The sequence below is a fragment of the Klebsiella sp. PK18 genome (genome assembly GCF_057784655.1).
In genome coordinates this window covers 4,460,713-4,482,080 of the sequence record NZ_CM173493.1, presented here as the reverse complement: position 1 = coordinate 4,482,080, position 21,368 = coordinate 4,460,713, and the positions used below count along the sequence as shown (strand labels likewise).

At 61.0% G+C, this 21,368-nt stretch carries 23 protein-coding genes; 9 read left to right on the top strand and 14 right to left on the bottom strand.

Annotated features, from left to right (window positions below; genetic code table 11):
* Positions 1 to 2 precede the first annotated feature (2 nt).
* From AC3EMD_RS22140 to AC3EMD_RS22125, 4 genes are read right to left on the bottom strand one after another with little or no spacing between them, the layout of a single operon-like run.
* Entirely contained in the window at positions 3 to 692 is a 690-nt protein-coding gene (locus AC3EMD_RS22140; RefSeq protein WP_012968861.1) for an amino acid ABC transporter permease, read from the bottom strand.
* The gene (locus AC3EMD_RS22135; RefSeq protein ID WP_302073778.1) at positions 682 to 1,434 is read right to left on the bottom strand and encodes an amino acid ABC transporter permease; all 753 of its coding nucleotides are present in this window, start codon (positions 1,432 to 1,434) and stop codon (positions 682 to 684) included. The genes AC3EMD_RS22140 and AC3EMD_RS22135 overlap by 11 nt, the downstream gene beginning before the upstream one ends.
* Positions 1,431 to 2,249, bottom strand: coding sequence for an amino acid ABC transporter ATP-binding protein (locus AC3EMD_RS22130; protein ID WP_008805322.1), 819 nt, complete (start codon positions 2,247 to 2,249; stop codon positions 1,431 to 1,433). The genes AC3EMD_RS22135 and AC3EMD_RS22130 overlap by 4 nt, the downstream gene beginning before the upstream one ends.
* A gap of 1 nt (position 2,250) precedes the next feature.
* Positions 2,251 to 3,060 carry an ABC transporter substrate-binding protein gene (locus tag AC3EMD_RS22125; RefSeq protein WP_002890106.1) on the bottom strand — a complete coding sequence of 270 codons (810 nt, stop codon included), beginning with the start codon at positions 3,058 to 3,060 and terminating at the stop codon, positions 2,251 to 2,253.
* A gap of 327 nt (positions 3,061 to 3,387) precedes the next feature.
* Between AC3EMD_RS22125 and AC3EMD_RS22120 the strand changes: the two genes are divergently transcribed.
* Complete coding sequence (locus AC3EMD_RS22120) at positions 3,388 to 3,564, top strand: hypothetical protein (protein WP_012542732.1); 177 nt, start codon at positions 3,388 to 3,390, stop codon at positions 3,562 to 3,564.
* A gap of 116 nt (positions 3,565 to 3,680) precedes the next feature.
* Here the strand turns inward: AC3EMD_RS22120 and AC3EMD_RS22115 are convergent, their stop codons facing one another.
* Genes AC3EMD_RS22115 through AC3EMD_RS22095 form a run of 5 tightly spaced genes read right to left on the bottom strand, consistent with a single transcriptional unit; the run spans position 3,681 to position 8,212 of the window.
* The gene (locus AC3EMD_RS22115; RefSeq protein ID WP_004204908.1) at positions 3,681 to 4,376 is read right to left on the bottom strand and encodes an ABC transporter ATP-binding protein; all 696 of its coding nucleotides are present in this window, start codon (positions 4,374 to 4,376) and stop codon (positions 3,681 to 3,683) included.
* Complete coding sequence (locus tag AC3EMD_RS22110) at positions 4,369 to 5,151, bottom strand: ABC transporter ATP-binding protein (RefSeq protein ID WP_008805323.1); 783 nt, start codon at positions 5,149 to 5,151, stop codon at positions 4,369 to 4,371. Before AC3EMD_RS22110 ends, AC3EMD_RS22115 begins: the two co-directional genes overlap by 8 nt.
* Entirely contained in the window at positions 5,138 to 6,187 is a 1,050-nt protein-coding gene (locus AC3EMD_RS22105) for a branched-chain amino acid ABC transporter permease (RefSeq protein WP_008805324.1), read from the bottom strand. The genes AC3EMD_RS22110 and AC3EMD_RS22105 overlap by 14 nt, the downstream gene beginning before the upstream one ends.
* A complete protein-coding gene (locus AC3EMD_RS22100; protein ID WP_002890128.1) occupies positions 6,187 to 7,086 on the bottom strand; it encodes a branched-chain amino acid ABC transporter permease in 900 nt (299 codons plus the stop codon). Before AC3EMD_RS22100 ends, AC3EMD_RS22105 begins: the two co-directional genes overlap by 1 nt.
* Before the next feature lie 19 nt (positions 7,087 to 7,105).
* On the bottom strand, positions 7,106 to 8,212 hold the full coding sequence (locus tag AC3EMD_RS22095) for an ABC transporter substrate-binding protein (protein ID WP_004147267.1): 1,107 nt from the start codon (positions 8,210 to 8,212) through the stop codon (positions 7,106 to 7,108).
* Between AC3EMD_RS22095 and AC3EMD_RS22090 the strand changes: the two genes are divergently transcribed.
* Positions 8,205 to 8,348 (top strand): hypothetical protein, encoded by a 144-nt coding sequence (locus AC3EMD_RS22090; RefSeq protein ID WP_046881799.1) that lies wholly within the window; start codon positions 8,205 to 8,207, stop codon positions 8,346 to 8,348. The two genes, AC3EMD_RS22095 and AC3EMD_RS22090, sit on opposite strands and share 8 nt — an antisense overlap.
* Before the next feature lie 440 nt (positions 8,349 to 8,788).
* Here the strand turns inward: AC3EMD_RS22090 and eutC are convergent, their stop codons facing one another.
* Genes eutC through eat form a run of 3 tightly spaced genes read right to left on the bottom strand, consistent with a single transcriptional unit; the run spans position 8,789 to position 12,339 of the window.
* Entirely contained in the window at positions 8,789 to 9,565 is a 777-nt protein-coding gene (gene eutC / locus AC3EMD_RS22085; RefSeq protein ID WP_064166043.1) for an ethanolamine ammonia-lyase subunit EutC, read from the bottom strand.
* Positions 9,562 to 10,950, bottom strand: a complete 1,389-nt coding sequence (locus AC3EMD_RS22080) for an ethanolamine ammonia-lyase subunit EutB (RefSeq protein ID WP_016160361.1) — start codon at positions 10,948 to 10,950, stop codon at positions 9,562 to 9,564. The genes eutC and AC3EMD_RS22080 overlap by 4 nt, the downstream gene beginning before the upstream one ends.
* Before the next feature lie 9 nt (positions 10,951 to 10,959).
* Positions 10,960 to 12,339: an ethanolamine permease gene (eat, locus tag AC3EMD_RS22075; protein WP_008805328.1), complete on the bottom strand. Its 1,380-nt coding sequence runs from the start codon at positions 12,337 to 12,339 to the stop codon at positions 10,960 to 10,962.
* A 74-nt stretch (positions 12,340 to 12,413) separates the two neighbouring features.
* Here eat and AC3EMD_RS22070 point away from each other — a divergent pair, with 74 nt between their 5' ends.
* The 7 genes from AC3EMD_RS22070 to tauD all read left to right on the top strand — a co-directional run bounded on the left by AC3EMD_RS22070 (position 12,414) and on the right by tauD (position 18,579).
* Positions 12,414 to 12,530, top strand: a complete 117-nt coding sequence (locus AC3EMD_RS22070) for a hypothetical protein (protein WP_012542728.1) — start codon at positions 12,414 to 12,416, stop codon at positions 12,528 to 12,530.
* Positions 12,531 to 12,612: 82 nt separating this feature from the next.
* Complete coding sequence (gene mmuP, locus AC3EMD_RS22065) at positions 12,613 to 14,022, top strand: S-methylmethionine permease (protein ID WP_008805329.1); 1,410 nt, start codon at positions 12,613 to 12,615, stop codon at positions 14,020 to 14,022.
* Positions 14,009 to 14,941 (top strand): homocysteine S-methyltransferase, encoded by a 933-nt coding sequence (gene mmuM, locus AC3EMD_RS22060; protein ID WP_064179964.1) that lies wholly within the window; start codon positions 14,009 to 14,011, stop codon positions 14,939 to 14,941. Before mmuP ends, mmuM begins: the two co-directional genes overlap by 14 nt.
* A gap of 224 nt (positions 14,942 to 15,165) precedes the next feature.
* Positions 15,166 to 16,128, top strand: a complete 963-nt coding sequence (gene tauA / locus AC3EMD_RS22055; protein WP_008805331.1) for a taurine ABC transporter substrate-binding protein — start codon at positions 15,166 to 15,168, stop codon at positions 16,126 to 16,128.
* Between the two features lie 11 nt (positions 16,129 to 16,139).
* A complete protein-coding gene (tauB, locus tag AC3EMD_RS22050; protein ID WP_004893960.1) occupies positions 16,140 to 16,907 on the top strand; it encodes a taurine ABC transporter ATP-binding subunit in 768 nt (255 codons plus the stop codon).
* Positions 16,904 to 17,731, top strand: coding sequence for a taurine ABC transporter permease TauC (tauC, locus tag AC3EMD_RS22045; RefSeq protein ID WP_008805332.1), 828 nt, complete (start codon positions 16,904 to 16,906; stop codon positions 17,729 to 17,731). Before tauB ends, tauC begins: the two co-directional genes overlap by 4 nt.
* Positions 17,728 to 18,579: a taurine dioxygenase gene (gene tauD, locus AC3EMD_RS22040; RefSeq protein ID WP_004144604.1), complete on the top strand. Its 852-nt coding sequence runs from the start codon at positions 17,728 to 17,730 to the stop codon at positions 18,577 to 18,579. The genes tauC and tauD overlap by 4 nt, the downstream gene beginning before the upstream one ends.
* A gap of 174 nt (positions 18,580 to 18,753) precedes the next feature.
* Here the strand turns inward: tauD and olsF are convergent, their stop codons facing one another.
* Together olsF and AC3EMD_RS22030 are read right to left on the bottom strand one after the other, a co-directional pair.
* Entirely contained in the window at positions 18,754 to 20,472 is a 1,719-nt protein-coding gene (gene olsF / locus AC3EMD_RS22035; protein WP_302073777.1) for a bifunctional ornithine lipid synthase OlsF, read from the bottom strand.
* Positions 20,473 to 20,650: 178 nt separating this feature from the next.
* A complete protein-coding gene (locus tag AC3EMD_RS22030) occupies positions 20,651 to 21,142 on the bottom strand; it encodes an REP-associated tyrosine transposase (protein ID WP_004178721.1) in 492 nt (163 codons plus the stop codon).
* Positions 21,143 to 21,368 lie beyond the last annotated feature (226 nt).

Below are 21,368 nucleotides of genomic sequence, written 5' to 3'. Positions count from 1 at the left end.
CCTTATCCGGTGGTCGCGCGGCGGGTAAAACGCCGGCTGGCCAGCAGGCTCAGACCGCAGCACAGCAGGTAGTACACCGCGCCGGTGAAGACGAAGATCGCCAGGGGATAGATCTGCACCCGGTTGTTGACCTGGCCGGCCACGGTAGTCAGCTCCGGGACGTTGACGATAAACGCCAGCGACGTGTCTTTCAGCAGGCCGATAAAGATCCCCACCAGCGAGGGCTGAACGTTACGCAGCGCCTGCGGGAGCAGCACCAGGCGCAGCGTTTGCCCGGGGGCGAACCCCTGGGTTAGCGCCGCCTCATACTGTCCTTTCGGCAGCGACTGCAGCCCGGCCAGCACCGAGTGCATCACCGAGGCGGCGGTAAACCACGCCAGCGCCAGGGTCACGGTTACCGCGCCGGGCAGATCGCCGCCGGTCAGCATCGGCAGCAGATACCACAGCCAGAAGATGACAAATATCAGCGGGATGCCGCGAATAATTTCCGCCCACAGAAACAGCAGACGCCGCACCAGCCCGCCGTAGCGCCAGGCCAGGCCCGCCAGCGCAATGCCTCCCGGCAGCGCCAGCAGGGTGGCGCCGATGGCCATCAGCAGGGTCAGCGCCACGCCGCCGGGCTGGCCCTCCGCCAGTCGGCCCCACAGCAGGTAATCGAGGTTATCGGCGATCACCGCCAGATTAGCGTTCATGTTGGGCGCTCCGTTGCAGTTTTCTTCCCAGGCCGAGACGCGTTAGCGCCACGCCCATCGCCACCCCCAGCGCCAGGTACAGCGCGGTACCGACGGCAAACGCCTCCAGGGCGTGCGCGTTATAGCTCTCAATCTGTCGTACCTGATAGGTCAGTTCCGCAAAGCCGATGCCGCTGGCCAGCGATGAGAGTTTCATCAGGTTAAGATACTGGCCGACAATCGGCTGCCAGGCGTTGGCCAGCCCCTGCGGCAGGAGGATAAAGCGCAGCTCCTGCCACGGCGTAAAGCCCTGCGACAGCGCGGCTTCCCGCTGCCCGTGGCTGACGGCGCGCAGTCCGGAGGCGACCTCTTCCACCAGAAAGGCGGAGGTAAAGACCCCCAGCCCCCACATTGAGCAGAGGAACTCCGGTGTCAGCCACCAGACGTTACCCGGCAAAATGGACCAGGCGTGTTCGTCGTTCACCACCTCCTTCACCGCCAGCGGCAGCAGGTTCCAGGCGGCAAAGTACCAGAACAGCAGCTGGACCAGCAGCGGGGTGTTGCGAAACAACGAGACCCACGCGGCCACCAGTCCGCGCCCCGCGCGGCCGCCGCCGAGGCGCAGGGCCAGCAGCAGGACCGCCAGCAGGGTGGCGAGCAGGATCCCGGCGACGCTGACCCAGACGGTGGTGAGAAAACCAGAGATAATCCATTGCAACGGCTGCCCGCTCAGGACGCCGTGCCAGTCAAGCATCGGTGTCACTCGAGGCTCTCCTGGTGCAGCGGATCCAGCACCTTCTGCAGAAAACGCCGTGCGCGGGCATGCTGCGGATGGGCGAAAAACTCAGCCGGCGGGGCGACCTCGAGAATGTCGCCGCCGTCGATAAACACCACCCGGTCGGCAATTTCCCGGGCAAACTGCATCTCATGGGTCACCACCAGCATGGTGATCCCGCTGTGGGCGAGGGTTTTCATCACCTGCAGCACTTCGCCGATCATCTCCGGGTCGAGCGCCGAGGTGGGCTCATCGAACAGGATAATCTGCGGCGAGGAGGCCAGGGCGCGGGCGATCGCCACTCGCTGCTGCTGGCCGCCGGAGAGCTGCGCCGGCATCTGCTGCGCTTTTTCTTCCAGTCCGACCTGGCGCAGCAGCGCCAGCGCCCGCTCCTGAGCCGCGCTTTTCCCCCAGCCGTGAACGCGCTCCAGCGCCAGCGTGATGTTCTCCTGCGCCGTCAGGTGGGCGTAAAGGTTGAACTGCTGGAAGACAAAGCCGACGCGGCTGCGCAGCTGGCGCAAGGCGCTGCCGCTCAGCCGGCTGGTCGGTTTATCGTCGATCAGGATCTCGCCGCCGCTTAAGGATTCGAGCTGGTTGATCAAGCGGATCAGCGTCGATTTTCCCGAACCGGAAGGGCCGAGGATCGCCACCACTTCGCCGGGCTCGACCTGCAGGTTGATGGCGTTTAGCACCTGATGATCGCCGTAGCGCTTGGCCACATCACGGAACGTAATGCTGGCGCGCTGCAGACGTGAAAAATCCGCGGCCGGGGCCGCGGAGTGGGAGAGTAAACCCGAGAACATATTATTTCGCTTCTATGGTAAAGGCGCGCGGCTGCGGCGTTTTAGTGGCAGGTCCAAACCAGACATCATAGATTTTCGCGGCTTCGCCGGTTTTCTCCAGCTTCACCAGCTCATCGTTAACGGCTTTCAACAGGGCCGGTTCGCCTTTCTTCACGCCCACGCCAATCTCTTCTTTGCTGAGCAGGTCGGGCAGAATTTTAAACTTGGCTTTATCCGGCGCTTCCGCCAGCAGACCGGCGAGGATGGTGCTGTCCTGGGTGATGGCCTGGACGTTGCCGTTGCGCAGGGCGGTCAGGGCCAGCGGAATATCGTCATAGGAGAGGACGCGAGCCTGCGGGAAACGCTGGTGCAGGGCTTGCTCGCCGGTGGTGCCTTTCACCGCGCCGATGCGCGCTTTGCTGTACTCATCGAGCTTATCCGGAGAGCCGGCCGGCACGAGGAACTGCTGGCCGGTGACGAAATACGGCGTCGAGAAATCAATAACCTGGGCCCGCTCCGGGGTGATGGTTATGTCGGCGACGATCAGGTCGGCTTTGCCGGACTGCAGCAGCGGAATACGGTTGGCCGGGTTGGTGGCCACCAGCTCGAGTTTGACGCCGAGCGCTTTCGCCAGCGCCTGGGCAAAGTCGACATCATAGCCGACGATATGGTGGGTTTTGGCATCCACGGAGCCGAACGGCGGGTTGGCGTCGAAGGTGGCGACTTTCACGACGCCGGCGGCTTTGATGTCAGCCAGCTGGTCTGCCTGTGCCTGAGACGCGAGCAGCAGCATACCCAGCGCCAGTGCAATTTTTGTGGTTTTATTGCGCATGTTTTTTCCCCTGAATCCCTGTTTTGTTTTGTGGACATCACGCTCCCACAAATTCCCCGTCGGCGGCAAAGAAGAAAAAATTCTTATCTATAACGAAAAAGAACTTAACAAACCTGTGGGTATTCTTTATGCGCCGCTGGCGTTTTACCGGCGCGGCAACGATTGCCGGGTGGTTCCCTCTCCCTCAGGGAGAGGGTTAGGGTGAGGGGATAGGAGCGGGCGTAATATGCGCCAGCCAGGATTGCAAATTCGGAATTAATATTTCCCGCGCCCGGCCAACTGTGGTTGAAATAGACCCAGGCGATTCGCTTCCCGACAGAGGAGAAAATGAAAGTGGCATTGTGGCAACGATTAACGGGCTGGCTGGCTTTTTTGTCCAACGGTGAAGCCGGACAGCAGGATACCCAGCGCGTCATGGAGGCGATACTGCCGGTGGCCAGCCTCTACGGCGTGGACATTGGCAACGTGGAAACCCGGTGGTTCCGTCATGATAAGACATACTGAGCGACGCAGGACGCGAGAAGCCTACTGGAACGAGGTGTGCTTTGTGTAGCAAGAGACTGCCTGAGGTTGCGGCAACACAGGATGCGCCGCCGCAGCCCAGGCAGTTTTGACCACGCTTATCCCCCCAGATACATCCGCTTAATTTCCGGGTTAGTCAGCATCTCCCGCGCCGCGCCTGACAAGGTGATCCGGCCATTCTCCAGGACATACGCCCGATCGGCGATAGCCAGCGCGGCCGTCGCATTCTGCTCCACCAGCAGCACCGTCATATTCTCTTCGCGCAGTTGCTTAATGATGCCGAACAGCTCGCCGACAATTTTCGGCGCTAGCCCGAGGCTCGGTTCATCCAGCATCAATAACACCGGCTCGCTCATCAGCGCCCGGGCGATGGCCAGCATCTGCTGCTCGCCGCCGCTCATGGTGCCCGCCATCTGATGGCGCCGTTCCTTGAGCCGAGGAAAGAGGGCGTACATGCGATCGCGCAGGCGGGTGTAGCCGGCGAGATTATTGTAAGCGCCCATGCGCAGGTTCTCTTCGATAGTCAGGTTGGTAAAGACCCGACGTCCCTCCGGCACCAGCGCCAGCCCGCGGCGCACAATCTGGTGGGTCTGGCTGCGTGAGATATCGTCGTTGAGGAAGCTGACGCGCCCGCTGGAGCGCACCAGGTTGACGATCCCGTTGAGGGTGGAGGTTTTACCGGCGCCATTGCTGCCGATCAGGGTGACGATCTCCCGGTCATAGACGTCGATATCAACGCCTTTCAGCCCCTGGATCACGCCGTAAAAGACCTTCAGTTCCCGGGCGTTAAGCATAATTGGCTTCTCCCAGATAAGCGGAAATGACGTCAGGATGCTGGATCGCCTCGGCCATCAGGCCGCTGAACAGCGGCTTACCATACTCCAGCACCATCACCCGCTCGCACAGGCGATTGACGAAGGGCATATCGTGCTCAATCAGCAGGACGCTGAGCTGATAGTCATGTCGCATGCGGAAGATAAGCTCCGCCAGGTCCTCGGTTTCCTTCGGGTTCATCCCGGCGGCCGGCTCATCGAGCAGCAGCAGCTTCGGCGCGGTGGCCAGCGCGCGGGCGATCTCCACTTTGCGCTGGTTGCCATAGCTCAGATTTGTGGCCTGCATATGGGCGAAGTGGGCGATGCCGATGTCCTCCAGGATGGCCATGGCTTTGGCCTTCGCCGCCCGCTCGGCCGGAAAGTAGCGGCCAATATGCAGAGCTGCCTCCAGCAGCGAGTAGCGGCTGGCGCGGTCGAGCCCGACCATCACGTTCTCCAGCACCGTCATGGAGTTAAACAGACGGATATTCTGGAAGGTACGGGCGATCCCGGCGTTCACCACCTGGTTGGGCTTCAGCCCCTTCAGCGACGTACCCGCCAGGGTGACGTTGCCGCTGGTGGGTTTATAGTTGGCGGTGATGACGTTAAACAAAGTGGTTTTGCCCGCGCCGTTAGGGCCGATAAGGCCAAAGATCTCCGCTTCATCAACATGGAAGCTGACGTTGTCGATGGCCCGCAGGCCGCCAAACTGCATGGTGACGTCCTGCACCTGCAGGATAACGTTATTTTCCGCCATAGCTGCTGTTCCTTCTTCCCATCTGCCAAATCTCTTTTTTCCCCAACAGCCCTTCGCGGGCGAAAAGCATGATGATCAGCAACAGCAGGGAGAAAACCACCATTCGCAGGCCCGGATAGGCGCCAAGATCGTGGCCGAAAAACTGCAGCGGCTGGTCGAGGAAGCGCAGCCATTCGCCGCTGCCGACCACCAGTACGGTGCCGAGCAGGGCGCCGGTGGTGCTGCCGAGTCCGCCGAGGACGATAATAATCAGCAGCTGGAAGGTGAGCATAAAGTCGAACAGCCCCGGGGAAATGGTGGTCAGCAGCGAAGCCAGCAGACCACCGCCGATCCCTTCGAAGAAGGCGCTGGTGGCGAAGGCGCAGGTTTTGATGCGGAAGGTGTTGACCCCCATGGCGATCGCCGCATCTTCATCGTCGCGAATGGCTTTCATCATCCGGCCATACTTCGACCACACCAGCTGAAGGATCATGCCGGTGGCCAGCAGGGCGAACAGCCCGCACCAGAACAGGAGATGCGGCTGCTGCGGAATATCGTTCAGCCCGATGGCGCCGTTGGTGATTTGCGGATTGTTAATAGCGAGGATCTTGATGATAAACCCAAAGCCGAGGGTGACAATGGCCAGGTAGTCGCCACGCACCCGGAAGACCGGCACGGCGAGGCACACCGCCAGCGCCGCCGCGCACAGGCCGCTTATCAGCAGGGCAGGGAGGAAGCCTGCGTGCAGGCTGAGGATCCACGGGCTGGGGGCGGCCATTTCAAACATGTCTACCTTGCTGTCGCTGGAGAGGATCAGCAGGGCGGTGACGTAGGCGCCCACCGCCACGAAGCCGTTCGGCTCCAGCGACAGCTGGCCGGTCACGCCGTTGATCAGGTTGTAGCTGACCGCAAGGATCATAAAGATAAAAATGGTGCTGATGACACGAACAATGTAGTCATTGAAAACCACGTTGATTCCGGCCAGCAGCGCGATACAGATGACAATAATGGCCAGGTTGCGCAGCTGCGCCCCGGCGGTCGTCGTCGCGTTGAGCATCAGAAACGGCTCCTTTCCAGACGTTCGTCGCCCATAATGCCGACCGGGCGGAACAAGAGGACCAGAATCAAGAACAGGAAGGCGAAAGCATCTTTATAGCCGCCCAGTTCGGGGAAGATCGCCACGGCGACCACTTCGGTAAAACCGAGGATAAAGCCGCCCAGCACCGCGCCGGTGACGCTGCCGATCCCGCCCAGCACGGCGGCGGCGAAGGCCTTCAGGCCGATAAGCACGCCCATCAGGGGATCGATAGTGGGGTAGCTGATGGAGTAGAACACGCCGCCGAGGGCCGCGAGACTACTGCCGAGGGCGAAGACCAGGGAGATGATCCGGTTGGCGTCAATGCCCATCAGGCGCACGGTGTTGACGTCAAAGGCCACCGCGCGGATCGCCATCCCATAACGGGTGCGGTACAGCAGCCAGAGGATCGCCAGCAGCAGCAGGACGGTGATCAGCGGCACAATCCACGCCACGTTGGTAATGATGACGCTGCCGAAGGCGCGGGTCTGGTTGAAAAAGTCAGGGGCGGAGAAGAAGCGTGAGCTGCCGCCGAACAGCACGTTAAACAGGTTTTCGAGGAAGAAGCTGACGCCGATGGCGGTGATCAGCATGGAGATTTTCGAGGCCTGACGCAGCGGACGATAGGCGACCCGGTCAATCAGCATACCAAACAGGCCGCACAGCCCGAGGGTCAGGAAAACGGCTACCCCGAAGGGTAGCCCAACTGAAGAAAATAAAAACAGCGTACTAAACGCGCCGACCATCATCACGTCCGCATGGGCGAAGTTGATCAGCCGTAGCACGCCATAAACCATCGTATAACCGATGGCAATCAGGGCGTACATGCCCCCAAGACTCATTCCATTGACCACTTGCTGGAGAAAAATGGCGCCGTCCATTTTGTAGCCTCGTCACAACTTAAGGGTTAACCACGGTACGAAACGCCAGCTTGCCATCTTTCACTTCGTTGATGACCGCGCTGCGAATGGCATCGCCGTTCTGTAACGTCAGCGTGCCGGTCACGCCCTGGAAATCTTTGGTGGCGCGGATTTTTTCATTCACGCAGACCCGATCGTGGGGATCGCTGCACTGGTTCATGGCGTTGACGATGACGTTATAGGCGTCCGCCGCCATTGCGCCCCAGGTATGGGTCGGCTGCTGGTATTTGGCTTCCCAGGCTTTGATGAAGGTTTCCCCGGCCGGGGTCTGCTCTTTGGCGTTCGGCGAGTAATAATCGGTGGTCATATAGCCGTTGACCGCGTCTTTACCGACATCGAAGAAGACCTGATCCGCGGCCAGACCGTCGCCGCCCACCACCGGTTTGTTGAGCCCCAGTTGTTTAGACTGCACGGCAATCAGCGCCCCTTCGGTGTAGTAGATCGGCATGTAAATCATGTCGACATTCTTCGCCTTGACGCTCGCCAGCTGGGCTTTAAAGTCCTTGCTGCCGCCCGGGGCCTGTACCTCGATGGGAATGGTGCCGCCGTTTTTCAGGAACTGGGTGCGGAACGCTTTCGCCAGGCCGACGGAGTAGTCGTTGCTGCTGTCAAACACGATGGCGGCGGTTTTGGCTTTCAGATCGCGGGAGGCCAGATTGGCCCCGACCACCCCCTGGAAGCTGTCCGAGAAACAGACCCGGCTGACGTACGGATGGTTACGGGTGACGCGGTCGTTGGTGGCGGTGGAGGAGACCAGCGGCGTTTTGCTGTCGTCGGCGATCTTGGTCATCGCCAGGGTGTTGGAGGAGGTGACTTCCCCGATCACGGCATCCACTTTATCGCTGGAGACCAGGCGCTGCATGGCGTTGGCCGCTTCGACTTTGTCGCTTTTATCATCGATAACGATAAGCTTGATGGTATCGCCATTTTTTAACGTCGGGGTGATGGCCTGAATAATGTCCAGCCCTTTCTGCGACGGCTGGCCGTAGCCGCTGAGGGCGCCGCTCAGGGGTAATACCACCCCGATTTTAATTTCCGCTGCCTGCGCGCTGCTGGCGCCGACCAGCGCGGCAACCAGCGTGGCCATTAAAGACGCTTTCCCGGAAAACGATTTCATTGGTATTTCTCCGTCGGTCGATTATTTATCTTTAACCATCAATGACTGCATAACATTGAGGAATAATTCGCCAGCGTGTCCGACGAATTATTGGCTGTTATGTTGAATAGATAACGAGATATATACCCTAAATAATTCGAGTCGCATGAAGGCGGCAAGTGAGCGAGTCCCCAGGCGCTTACCGAAGTCAGTGACTGGGGGGAGAGAACGCAGCCAACGCACATGCAACTTGAAGTATGACGGGTATTTTTAATGCGCTGATTTACCTTACAACGTCCGTTTCGTTTTTACTCATGCAATATTCTTATTACCTGCAGGGAGGGGCATAAGGCTGATGACAACACGGTTTTTGCTACGGTGAACGCATTTTGCCGGGGGGCGACTGGCGCCTTACCCGGCCTGAAAAATCCACCATATAAACCGGTTGAACGGTTTGCGCAGGCCCGCGCAAGCGAAGCGCCGTCGGGCAATTTCAGCGCGCACCCGAATATAATATTCAGGTGCGCCCGGTAGTATTAAAATTTATTCTGCTGCTGGTGTGACTTATTATTTTAAAGGGGTCAACGGTTTTATTTTTCCATGCAGCGCCGGATTATCACTTTCATCTTTTAACTGCACGCCGGTGACGCGGCGTAAAAAAGCCTGCTCCAGCAGCCAGGCCAGTTTAAAGGCGGCGGCGTCATGGCTTAATCCCTCCGGACGAATATTGGAGATACAGTTGCGCTCAGATTCCAGACGCTGACGATGGGGCTGCCAGGTGAGGTAGACGCCGAGGCTGTCCGGCGAGGAGAGACCCGGTCGTTCGCCAATCAGGATCGCCACCGCGCGGGCTTTCAGGGTTTCGCCAATATCATCCCCCAGCGCCACCCGCGACTGATGCGCCAGCACTACCGGCGCCAGGCCGATACCCAGCGTTTGCAGATAGGGCAGCAGGGCGCGGATCAATGGCACCGCCTGGCGCTCTACCGCCCAGGAAGAGAGGCCATCGCCGATCACCAGCAGCAGATCGGCGGGGCGGACGCCGCTGGCGGCGAGGTCGGCGCGGCTTTCGTCGGCGAGCTGCCGCCCGAGATCCGGACGCCGAAGATAGGTGTGACGGTCCGGCGCGGCGCTGTGCACCGTCAGAGCGTCGAGGCCGAGCGCCGCCAGCGGCGCCACCAGCTGCTGGCTGGCGAACGGCTGATGAATGGCATCCCGCGCTCTGGCGTGGGCCAGACCAAAGTTGAGGACTTCGCGGGTCGGCAGGCTGGCGCCGCTGCGGCCCAGGGCGATCCGCGCATCGGTAAATTCACGCAGCGGGTTCCAGGCATCGGGACGGTTCATACGGAGGCTCCTTGCGGCAGGACGGACAGCAGCGGATGGCGGGCGTCGGTGAGCCGCAGCGTGCCGTGCGGATCGATAATCTGCATCTTCGCCAGCCAGTCGGCGAACTCCGGGGCATGCTTTAAGCCCAGCAGGCGACGGGCGTACAGCGCGTCATGGAACGAGGTGCTCTGGTAATTGAGCATGATATCGTCCGCTCCGGGCACGCCGATCAGGAAGGTGAGCCCGGCGGCGCACAGCAGGGTCAGCAGGGTGTCCATATCATCCTGATCCGCTTCCGCGTGGTTGGTATAGCAGACGTCGCAGCCGATCGGCAGGCCCATCAGCTTGCCGCAGAAGTGATCTTCCAGCCCGGCGCGAATAATCTGCTTGCCGTCGTAGAGATACTCCGGACCGATAAAGCCGACCACGGTATTGACCAGTAGCGGTTCAAAGTGGCGGGCGACGGCGTAGGCCCGCGCCTCACAGGTCTGCTGGTCGACGCCGTGGTGGGCGTTGGCCGACAGGCAGCTTCCCTGGCCGGTCTCAAAATACATCACATTGTTGCCGAGGGTACCGCGCCTGAGGCTGAGGGCCGCCTCGCGGGCCTCCTGCAGCATGGCAAGATTGATGCCGAAGCCGCTGTTGGCCGCTTCGGTTCCCGCCACCGACTGAAACACCAGATCCACCGGCGCGCCGCGCTCAATCAGCTGCAGCGTATTGGTGACATGGGTCAGAATGCAGGACTGGGTGGGAATGGCGAAGCGCTGAATAATATCGTCCAGCATGACGTTCAGCTGCGCCAGCACCGGTAAGCTGTCGCTGGCCGGGTTGATGCCGATCACCGCGTCCCCGGCGCCGTACAGCAGCCCGTCGAGCATACTGGCGGCGATGCCTTTCAGGTCGTCGGTAGGATGGTTGGGCTGCAGGCGTACGCTGAGGTGGCCGGGCAGGCCGATGGTGTTGCGAAAGCGCGTCACCACCTGGCATTTGCTGGCGGCAAGGATCAGATCCTGATTGCGCATCAGCTTACTGACCGCCGCCGCCATCTCCGGGGTGATGGCGCGGGCGACCCGCTGCAGCGTGGCGGTATCGGTAGCATCATCCAGCAGCCAGTCGCGAAAATCGCCGACCGTCAGGTGACGCAGGGCAGCAAAGCCCTGCGCATCATGGGTGTCGAGGATCAGGCGAGTCACTTCGTCCTGCTCGTAAGGGATAAGCGGGTTGTCGAGAATGTCGGTCAGCGGCACCTCGGCGAGGGCCATTTTCGCCGCCATCCGCTCTTCGGCTGAGGTGGCGATAACCCCTGCGAGGGCGTCGCCGGAGCGGGCTGGCGACGCTTTCGCCATCAACGTTTTCAGACTATCAAAGCGCCATACCTGGCCCGATAGCGTGGTTTTATACATGCCGCCTCCTCAGGAGACCGTGCGCAGTTGAGGATCCACTGGCGCCCGTTCACGGGCCGCTGCGGTTTTGCGGAACCACAGGTAGCCGCCGAGCATCATCGCCGCGAAAATCAGCGCCAGCAGCAGGTTATACCAGACCATCGCCACCAGGCAGAGCACCGCCATGCCGAGGGCAAAGGCCGGCGCCAGCGGGTAGAGCGGGGCGCGGAATGGGCGGATCAGCTTCGGCTCGCTACGGCGCAGTTTGAACAGCGCCGCCATGGAAGTGATATACATAACAATAGCCCCAAATACCGACATAGTGACGATACAGGCGGTCAGCGGCATGCCGCTGATGGTGATCAGCGAGTCGGAGAAGATCGCGGCGATACCGACCACGCCGCCGGCGAGGATCGCCAGATGCGGGGTGCGGGTGCGGCGGTTGAGGGTCGCCAGCCCGGCGGGCAGATAGCCGGCGCGGGCGAGGGAGTAGATCTGCCGCGAATAGCCCATAATGATGCCGTGGAAGGAGGCGACGAGGCCAAACAGCCCCAGCCACACCAGCATATGCAGCCAGCCGCTGCCATTGCCCACCACCGTCTTCATCGCCTGGGGCAGCGGATCGTTAATATTGGACAGCGCGCGCCAGTCGCCGACGCCGCCGGCGAAGACCATCACGCCGATCGCCAGCACCGTCAGCGTCAGAATGCCGCCGCCCAGGGCGCGCGGAATGGTGCGCTGCGGATCTTTGGCCTCTTCGGCCGCCATGGAGGCCCCCTCAATGGCGAGGAAGAACCAGATGGCGAACGGAATGGCGGCGAACATCCCCGGCAGCGCCAGGCCGCTGAAGCTTTCCGCGCCCGCCCAGCCGTTAGTGGTGAAGTGGCTCCAGGAGAAGCCGGGCGCGACCACGCCCATGAACACCAGCAGCTCGAAGATGGCCAGCAGGGTGACGATCAGCTCGAAGGTGGCGGCAATGCCGACGCCGAGAATATTGAGCGTCATAAAGATCACGTAAGCGCCGCAGGCGACCCATTTCGGATCCAGCGCCGGAAACTGCACGTTGAGGTAGGCGCCGATGGCCATGGCGATGGCCGGCGGGGCGAAGACGAATTCAATCAGGGTGGCAAAACCGGCGATAAAGCCGCCGGTGGGCCCGAAGGCGCGGTAGGCATAGGCGAAAGGGCCGCCAGCGTGCGGGATGGCGGTGGTCAGCTCGGTAAAGCTGAAAATAAAGGCGCAGTACATCGCGGCGACCGCCAGGGCGACGACCATAAATCCCATCGTGCCCGCCTGTGACCAGCCGTAGCTCCAGCCGAAGTACTCCCCGGATATCACCAGTCCGACGGCGATCCCCCATAAACGAAAACTGCCGAGCGTTCTTTTTAAGGTGGTGGTTTGCTCTGTCATACGTGTTGCCTCGCCAGATAGAAAGGTTCTGAACGACAGGCTGCAAAGAGAGTGCCAGAACGTGGTCTGTCGCGATGAGGCGTCAGCGCGTGGCGCGCCCGCTGGCGCTGCGCAAAAATGGGGCAGGCTGCACGCTGTCGGCGCGTGCCCTGGTGCAGCGGCTTTGCTTTTTCCGCGGCGGCACGGTATAACACTTCTTCTTTTGGATGTTTAGATGTCTATACGTTTATACGCATCATGACCCGAGCAAGCGGGCTGGCGTGAGAAAATAAAATGCAAAGCACAACACAACAACAAGGTGGGCAACTGAAGCGCACCATGAAAACGCGCCATCTGATCATGCTGTCGCTCGGCGGCGTGATTGGCACCGGCTTATTTTTTAATACCGGCTATATCATCTCCACCACCGGCGCGGCCGGGACGCTGCTGGCGTATCTGATTGGCGCCCTGGTGGTCTGGCTGGTGATGCAGTGCCTCGGTGAATTGTCGGTGGCGATGCCGGAGACCGGCGCCTTCCACGTTTACGCGGCGCGCTATCTTGGCCCGGCGACGGGCTATACCGTGGCGTGGCTCTACTGGCTAACGTGGACGGTGGCGCTGGGTTCGAGCTTCACCGCGGCGGGTTTCTGCATGCAGTACTGGTTCCCGCAGGTGCCGGTCTGGATCTGGTGCGTGGTGTTCTGCGCGGTGATCTTCGGCCTTAATATCATTTCGACGCGCTTCTTCGCGGAAGGCGAGTTCTGGTTCTCGCTGGTGAAAGTGATCACCATCATCGCGTTTATTATTCTCGGCGGCGCGGCCATTTTCGGCATCATTCCGATGCAGGATGGCTCGCCGGCGCCGGGCCTGCACAATATCACCGCCGAAGGCTGGTTCCCGCACGGCGGCCTGCCGATCCTGATGACCATGGTGGCGGTGAACTTCGCCTTCTCCGGGACGGAGCTTATCGGCATTGCCGCCGGAGAGACGGAAAACCCGCATAAGGTCATTCCGGTCGCCATCCGCACCACCATCGCCCGGCTGATTATTTTCTTTATCGGCACCGTGTTCGTGCTGGCGGCGCTGATCCCAATGCAGCAGGCGGGGGTGGAGAAAAGCCCCTTCGTGCTGGTGTTTGAAAAGGTGGGCATCCCTTACGCGGCGGATATTTTCAACTTTGTGATCCTGACGGCGATCCTCTCGGCGGCTAACTCCGGCCTGTACGCTTCCGGGCGGATGCTGTGGTCGCTGTCGAACGAGAAGACGCTGCCGGCCTGCTTTGCCAAAGTCAATAAACGGGGCGTGCCGGTGACCGCGCTGTCGGTGAGTATGCTGGGCGGCGTGCTGGCGCTGTTCTCCAGCGTGGTGGCGCCCGATACGGTGTTTGTGGCGCTGTCGGCGATCTCCGGTTTTGCGGTAGTGGCGGTGTGGTTGAGCATCTGCGCCTCGCACTTTATGTTCCGCCGCCGCCATCTGCAGCAGGGTAAGGCGCTGAGCGATCTGCAGTATCGCGCTCCCTGGTATCCGGTGGTGCCCGTTCTGGGGTTTGTGCTGTGCCTGGTGGCCTGCGTGGGCCTCGCCTTTGACCCGAGCCAGAGAATTGCGCTGTGGTGCGGGATCCCCTTTGTGGCCCTGTGCTATGGTGCCTGGTATCTTACTCGTTCACGGAATATGACTCAGGAGTCCCAACATGTCGCAGACTAACCCGTTCACTGCTCTGCTTGCCGTCCAGCCTTATGTCCTGCTGGACGGCGCCATGGCCACCGAGCTGGAGGCCCGCGGCTGCGATCTGGCCGACAGCCTGTGGTCGGCGAAAGTGCTGCTGGAGAACCCGCAGCTGATCCGCGATGTGCATCTCGACTACTTTCGCGCCGGGGCGCAGGTGGCGATCACCGCCAGCTATCAGGCCACCCCGGCGGGCTTTGCCGCGCGCGGGCTGGATGATGCGCAGTCCCGGGCGCTGATCGGCAAAAGCGTCGAACTGGCGCGCAAAGCGCGCGAGGCGTACCTCGCCGAGAACCCGCAGGCCGGCACGCTGCTGGTGGCCGGTTCGGTAGGGCCGTATGGCGCGTTTCTCGCCGACGGCTCGGAGTATCGCGGCGATTATCAGCGCAGCGCGGCAGAGTTCCAGGATTTCCACCGCCCGCGCGTCGAAGCCCTTCTGGATGCGGGCGCCGACCTGCTGGCCTGTGAAACCCTGCCGTCATTTGCTGAGATCCAGGCGCTGACGGCCCTGCTGCAGGACTATCCCCGCGCCCGCGCCTGGTACTCTTTCACGCTGCGCGACGCCGAACATCTCAGCGATGGGACGCCGCTACGCGAGGTGATGGCTGCCCTGGCGGATAACCCGCAGGTGGTGGCGGTGGGCATCAACTGTATCGCCCTGGAAAATACGCCCGCGGCGCTGGCGCATCTGCACAGCCTGACGGCCCTGCCGCTGGTGGTCTATCCTAACTCCGGCGAACATTATGATGCGGTGAGCAAGACCTGGCACCATCATGGCGAAGCCTGCGCCACCCTGGCGGATTATCTGCCGCAGTGGCTGGCGGCCGGGGCGAAGCTGATTGGCGGCTGCTGCCGCACCACGCCGAAGGACATCGCCGCGCTTAACGCGAAGCGCTGAGTTTTTTGCCGGGTGGCGCTGCGCTTACCCGGCCTACATATTGCGCGATCCGTCGCCGCCACCCGGCGCCAACCATCTGCCACTCACCAACCGCTCAAAACCAACTATCCTTTCCCGCTTTTGTTCTAAAAACGATTCGCTATTAGCCAGAATTTTTAATTACTTCATCTCCCTCCTGATGCCGGAAATACTGCACCTATAACAACTCAGGGGAAGCAGACATTATGGCATTCACATCGCGAATTACTCTTCTGGCGGCGCTGGCTGTCGCCGCCTTCCAGGCGCAGGCGGTCAACGTGACCGTGGCGTATCAAACCTCCGCTGAGCCGGCGAAAGTCGCCCAGGCGGACAACACCTTCGCCAAAACCAGCGGCGCGACCGTCGACTGGCGGAAATTCGACAGCGGCGCCAGCGTGGTGCGTGCCCTGGCCTCCGGCGATGTGCAGATCGGCAATATCGGCTCCAGCCCGCTGGCGGTGGCCGCCAGTCAGCAGGTGCCGATTGAAGTGTTCCTGCTCGCTTCAAAGCTCGGCAACTCCGAAGCGCTGGTGGTGAAAAAAAGCATTACCAAACCGGAAGATCTGATCGGCAAGCGCATCGCCGTGCCGTTTATCTCCACCACCCACTACAGCCTGTTGTCGGCGCTCAAACACTGGGGCATCAAGCCGGGCCAGGTGCAGATTATTAACCTGCAGCCGCCGGCGATTATCGCCGCCTGGCAGCGCGGGGATATCGATGGCGCTTACGTCTGGGCGCCAGCGGTTAACGAACTGGAAAAAGAGGGCAAGGTGCTGACCGATTCCGCGCAGGTTGGGGAGTGGGGCGCGCCGACCCTCGACGTTTGGGTGGTCCGTAAGGACTTCGCCGAGCAGCATCCGGAGATCGTCAAAGCCTTTGCTAAAAGCGCCATCGACGCCCAGCAGCCCTACATCGCCAACCCGGAAACATGGCTGAAACAGCCGGACAACATCAGCAAGCTGGCGCGCCTGAGCGGCGTGCCGGAAGCCGATGTCCCCGGGCTGGTGAAGGGGAACACCTACCTGACCGCCGCTGAGCAGGCGCAGGCGCTGAATGGTCCGGTCAATCAGGCCATCGTCGATACCGCGCGCTTCCTGAAAGAGCAGGGCAAAGTGCCCGCGGCGGGAACCGATTATCGTCAGTACGTCACTGACCGTTTCGTGAAGTAAAGGAGGCGGCGATGCTGCAAATCTCGCATCTTTCCGCCGACTACGGCGGTAAACCGGCGCTGGCGGATATCAACCTGACGCTGGAGAGTGGGGAGCTGTTGGTGGTGCTGGGGCCGTCGGGCTGCGGTAAAACTACCCTGCTGAACCTGATTGCCGGATTCGTGCCCTATCAGCACGGCAGCATCACCCTCGAAGGTCAGCGGGTGACCGGGCCGGGCGCAGAGCGCGGCGTGGTCTTCCAGAACGAAGGCCTGCTGCCGTGGCGCAATGTGCAGGATAACGTGGCGCTGGGCCTCCAGCTGGCGGGCGTGGATAAAGCGCAGCGCCGGCAAGCGGCGGCGCAGATGCTGAAGAAGGTGGGTCTCGAAGGGGCGGAAAAACGCTTTATCTGGCAGCTGTCCGGCGGTCAACGCCAGCGGGTGGGCATCGCCCGGGCGCTGGCGGCGAATCCGCAGCTGTTGCTGCTGGATGAGCCCTTCGGCGCGCTTGACGCCTTTACCCGCGAGCAGATGCAGACATTGCTGCTGAAACTGTGGCATGAGACCGGCAAACAGGTGCTGCTGATCACTCATGACATTGAAGAGGCCATCTTTATGGCCACCGAGCTGGTACTGCTGTCGCCGGGGCCGGGACGGGTGGTGGAGCGGCTGCGGCTTGATTTCAGCCGTCGCTTTGTCGCGGGCGAATCCTGCCGCAGCATCAAATCCGACCCGCGGTTTATTGAACAGCGGGAATACATTCTGAGCCGGGTGTTTGACCAACGGGAGGCTTTCTCATGAGCGTGGTACTGAACGACAAACCGCGTCAGACGACGCTGAAGTGGCGCTGGCCGCTCTCCCGTCAGCTCACCCTCAGCGTGGCGACTCTGGCGGTATTGCTGGCCGTCTGGTGGGCGGTCGCAGCGCTGCAGCTGATTAGTCCGCTGTTTCTGCCGCCGCCGGGCCAGGTACTGCAAAAGCTTATCACCATCGCCGGGCCGCAGGGCTTTATGGATGCGACGCTCTGGCAGCATCTGGCGGCGAGCCTGACGCGGATCGTCATCGCCCTGCTGGCGGCAGTGCTTATTGGCGTACCGGTGGGGATCGCCATGGGGCTCAACTCGACGGTGCGTGGGATCCTCGATCCGCTGATCGAACTCTATCGTCCGGTGCCGCCGCTGGCCTACCTACCGCTGATGGTGATCTGGTTTGGCATCGGTGAAACCTCGAAGATCCTGCTGATCTACCTGGCGATTTTCGCGCCGGTAGCCATGTCGGCGCTGGCAGGGGTAAAAAGCGCGCAGCAGGTGCGCATTCGCGCCGCCCGTTCGCTGGGCGCCAGCCGGGCGCAGGTGCTGTGGCTGGTGATCCTCCCCGGCGCGCTGCCGGAGATCCTCACCGGGCTGCGCATTGGTCTCGGGGTGGGCTGGTCAACGCTGGTGGCCGCTGAGCTGATCGCTGCCACCCGCGGATTAGGATTTATGGTGCAGTCTGCCGGCGAGTTTCTCGCCACCGATGTGGTGCTGGCGGGGATCGCGGTGATTGCCATTATCGCCTTTTTACTGGAACTGGGTCTGCGCGCGCTGCAGCGTCGCCTGACGCCCTGGCATGGAGAAGTACAATGAGTGAACGTCTGAGCATTACCCCGCTGGGGCCCTATATTGGCGCGCAGGTGACCGGGGCGGATTTAACCCGTCCGCTGAGCGACAACCAGTTTGAACAGCTGTATCACGCGGTGCTGCGTCATCAGGTAGTATTCCTGCGCGAGCAAAATATCACCCCGGCGCAACAGCGCGACCTGGCTCTGCGGTTTGGCGACCTGCATATCCATCCGGTCTACCCTCACGCCCCTGGCGTGGAAGAGATTATCGTCCTCGATACCCACAACGATAATCCGCCGGATAATGACAACTGGCATACCGATGTCACCTTTATCGACACGCCGCCCGCCGGCGCCATTCTGGCGGCGAAAGAGCTGCCGACGACCGGCGGTGACACCCTGTGGACCAGCGGCATTGCCGCCTGGGAAGCGCTGTCAGAACCTTTCCGGCAGCTGCTGAGCGGCCTGCATGCCGAACACGATTTCCGCAAATCGTTCCAGGAGTATAAGTACAACAAGACCGAAGCCGAGCATCGGCGCTGGCAGGAAGCGGTGGCGAAGCATCCGCCGCTGCTGCATCCGGTAGTGCGTACCCACCCGGTGACCGGCAAGCAGGCGCTGTTCGTTAATGAAGGGTTTACCACGCGAATTGTCGAGGTGAGTGAGAAAGAGAGCGCAGCGCTGCTGAACTTCCTGTTTGCTCATGTCACTAAACCGGAGTTTCAGGTGCGCTGGCGCTGGCAGCCGAACGATGTCGCTATCTGGGATAACCGGGTGACCCAGCATTACGCCAATGCCGACTATCTGCCGCAGCGGCGGATCATGCACCGGGCGACGATCCTCGGCGATAAGCCGTATTACCGGGCGGGGTAATGCTTGTAGCCGGTTAAGGCATCAGCCGCGAGCCGCGGAGAAAAGCGGATGCTGCATTGCCCGCTGCTTCCCGGAGGCGGCGCCTGACGCGCCTTTTCCGGGCGACCGATCCGTCGGAAATGGTGTACCGTAGCCCGGCTAAGGCGCAACGCGCCGCAAGCCGGGAAAAAGCGTTTATGCCGATTTTTGCGCACCCAGATGCGCGCCAATATAGCGCTGATAGCGATTGGCCTTCAGGTAGGTGAGATCCACCAGCACCAGACCATCCACGCAGTTATTGAAATCCGGATCGCTGCCGAAATCGATAAACTGCACGCCGCCCGGCTCGCACACTTCCGAGTACTGCTTATACAGCGGCGGGATCGCGCAGCCGAGATTGCCGAGCAGGGACTTCAGCCGGGCCAGGTCGTCGTTGTAATCCTCCCCGCCAAACTGCGCCAGCACGTCGGGCAGCGACGCCGGATAAGGTCGACGCGACTCCGCCAGCGGATGCGTCGCCGGGAACCACAGCCGGTAGAACGCCACCAGCAGATCGCGGGCGGCGGGCGGCAACCCGCCAGAAATCGACACCGGACCAAACAGATAGCGATAGTGCGGATAGCGCGCCAGATAAGCGCCGATGCCTGACCACAGGTAGTCCAGCCCGCGACGCCCCCAGTAGCGCGGCTGGATAAAGCTGCGCCCCAGCTCAATGCCGTGCTGCAGGACATCGTCCATCCGCCCGTCGTAATGGAACAGGCTGTAACTGTAGATCCCTTCCAGGCCGCGCTCTGCCAGCTGGATGGCCGTCGGCATAAAGCGGTAAGCGCCGACGATTTCCAGATCGTCTTCATCCCACAGGATCAGATGCAGATAGTCGTCGTCATACCCGTCGATATCCCGCCGTTTGCCGCTGCCTTCCCCGACCGCGCGGAAGGCGATTTCCCGCAGGCGTCCCAGCTCGCGCAGCAGCGGCGCGTCCTCCTGGCCGTTGCGCTGCCAGAGGTAAATCACTTTGCCGTCGGTGGTGCGGCCCAGACACTCGGCCTTATGCAGTTCGCGTTTGAGCAGCGCCCGGTCTTCCGGACGGGCGATGGCGCTTGCGGTTTTAAACCGCCCCGGCAGCCCTTTGCGCAGCTGTTCAAGGTGCTGATAGCAGCGGCCGGTAAGCTCGCGAGCGCTGGACTTAGCATCGAACCAGCTCGACCAGGGGATCTGCTGGCCGATGCGCACCGGCAGGCTGCTGTTGCGCCGGCGAAACATCTGCTGCATCAGCAGGAGCAGCGGCAGGTTGTCGGAGACCAGCGTGCTGGCGTAAAACAGGGCGCTGTTGTGGGCGTTAATCCACGCCGGCAGCAGCGGGGCGCGATATTTTGCCGCCAGCTTAATAAAGCCGGAGTGCCATTTTTTATCGCGGATACCGCGACGGGTGAGGCGGGAGACTTCCCCCGCCGGGAAGAAGATCAGCACCCCGCCGGCCTGCAGCTGGTGATCCATCTGCTGCAGCGCCGCTTTAGCGGTGCGGCCATGAATATTATCTACCGGGATAAACAGCGAGCTCAGGGGCTCAAGGTGGGTGAGCATGCGGTTGGTGACCACTTTGACATCGCGGCGCACGCGGGATACCGCATACAGGAGCGCCAGGCCGTCGAGGGTGCCGGTGGGGTGGTTGGCGATAATGACCAGCGGGCCATATTCGGGGATTTGTTCGAGATCGTGCGCCGGGATGGCGCAGCGGATATTGAGGTATTCCAGTACCTGTTCGACCGTATCAAGCCCCTTCAGGTGGCGATGACGATCGGCAAATTGTTGAAACTCTTCCTCATAAAACAGCTTTTTTAACAGTTTCTTTTGCCAGGGGGCGGGCCTCGCCTGAGGCCACAGGTCATCGAGTACGTCGTCGAGACTAAACATAGTGGCTCCTCCTCCGTCCTGCCCAGACAGTAGAAGGTGGAGATGTCGTTCAGATTACAGTTGGGTGAAGTTTCGGTCGCAGCGGGGGAGGTTTCCCGGATAGCGGCTAACGCCTCATCCGGGCTACGGTTGGCGCCGATTTGTAGCCCCGGTAAGCGTCAGCGCCACCGGGGAGAGGCTATCGGCGTTCACCGCAGCTAAGATCAAAGCTATCGCCAGCCCAATTTGGGGGATATAGCCCGCGCTGGACATCGCGATGAAAGGTTGAAAATGGCCAATCGATCACCCGGGTGACCCAGCCATGCTTAAGTGGATTGATATGGATGTAATCAACGTGTCGGCGGTAATCATCTTCATCGCGTATGGCATGCTCCCAGAAGCGCGGTTGCCAGAGGGGTTGTCGTTTTAACGTTCTGCTAAAACAGCCTTTGATATCTCTCCAGCGTGAAGAAAAATCGTCATCATTATGAGGTAGTGTCCAGATGCAATGCAGATGTTCAGGCAACACCACCCAGGCATCAATAATAAAGGGGCGATGTTGTTTAACAACGGCGACAGAGTAGCGCAATAATTCTATGTTTTCAGTTAGGTGCATGCTTCTACGGTCTTTAAGGTTAACAGTGAAGAACCAGGTTCCCCCCTTAATGTAATAACGTCGATAAGCCACCACAGGATCTCCTGGAATTCGGTATTTATGATGTGGTTTAACACGTTAGAAGGCGAAATCCGGTACGCCAAGGAGAAGGTGCAGAAGGTGGAAAGCGGCGCGCAAAGTTTTAGCTACAGATATTGGTTAGCGCCTGTCCCCGGATAGCGGCGCAAGCGCCTTATCCGGGCTACGGTGTGGTGGTCGCGATAAATACAGCGCACCGGGGATGAGGTTTGGTAGCCCCGGT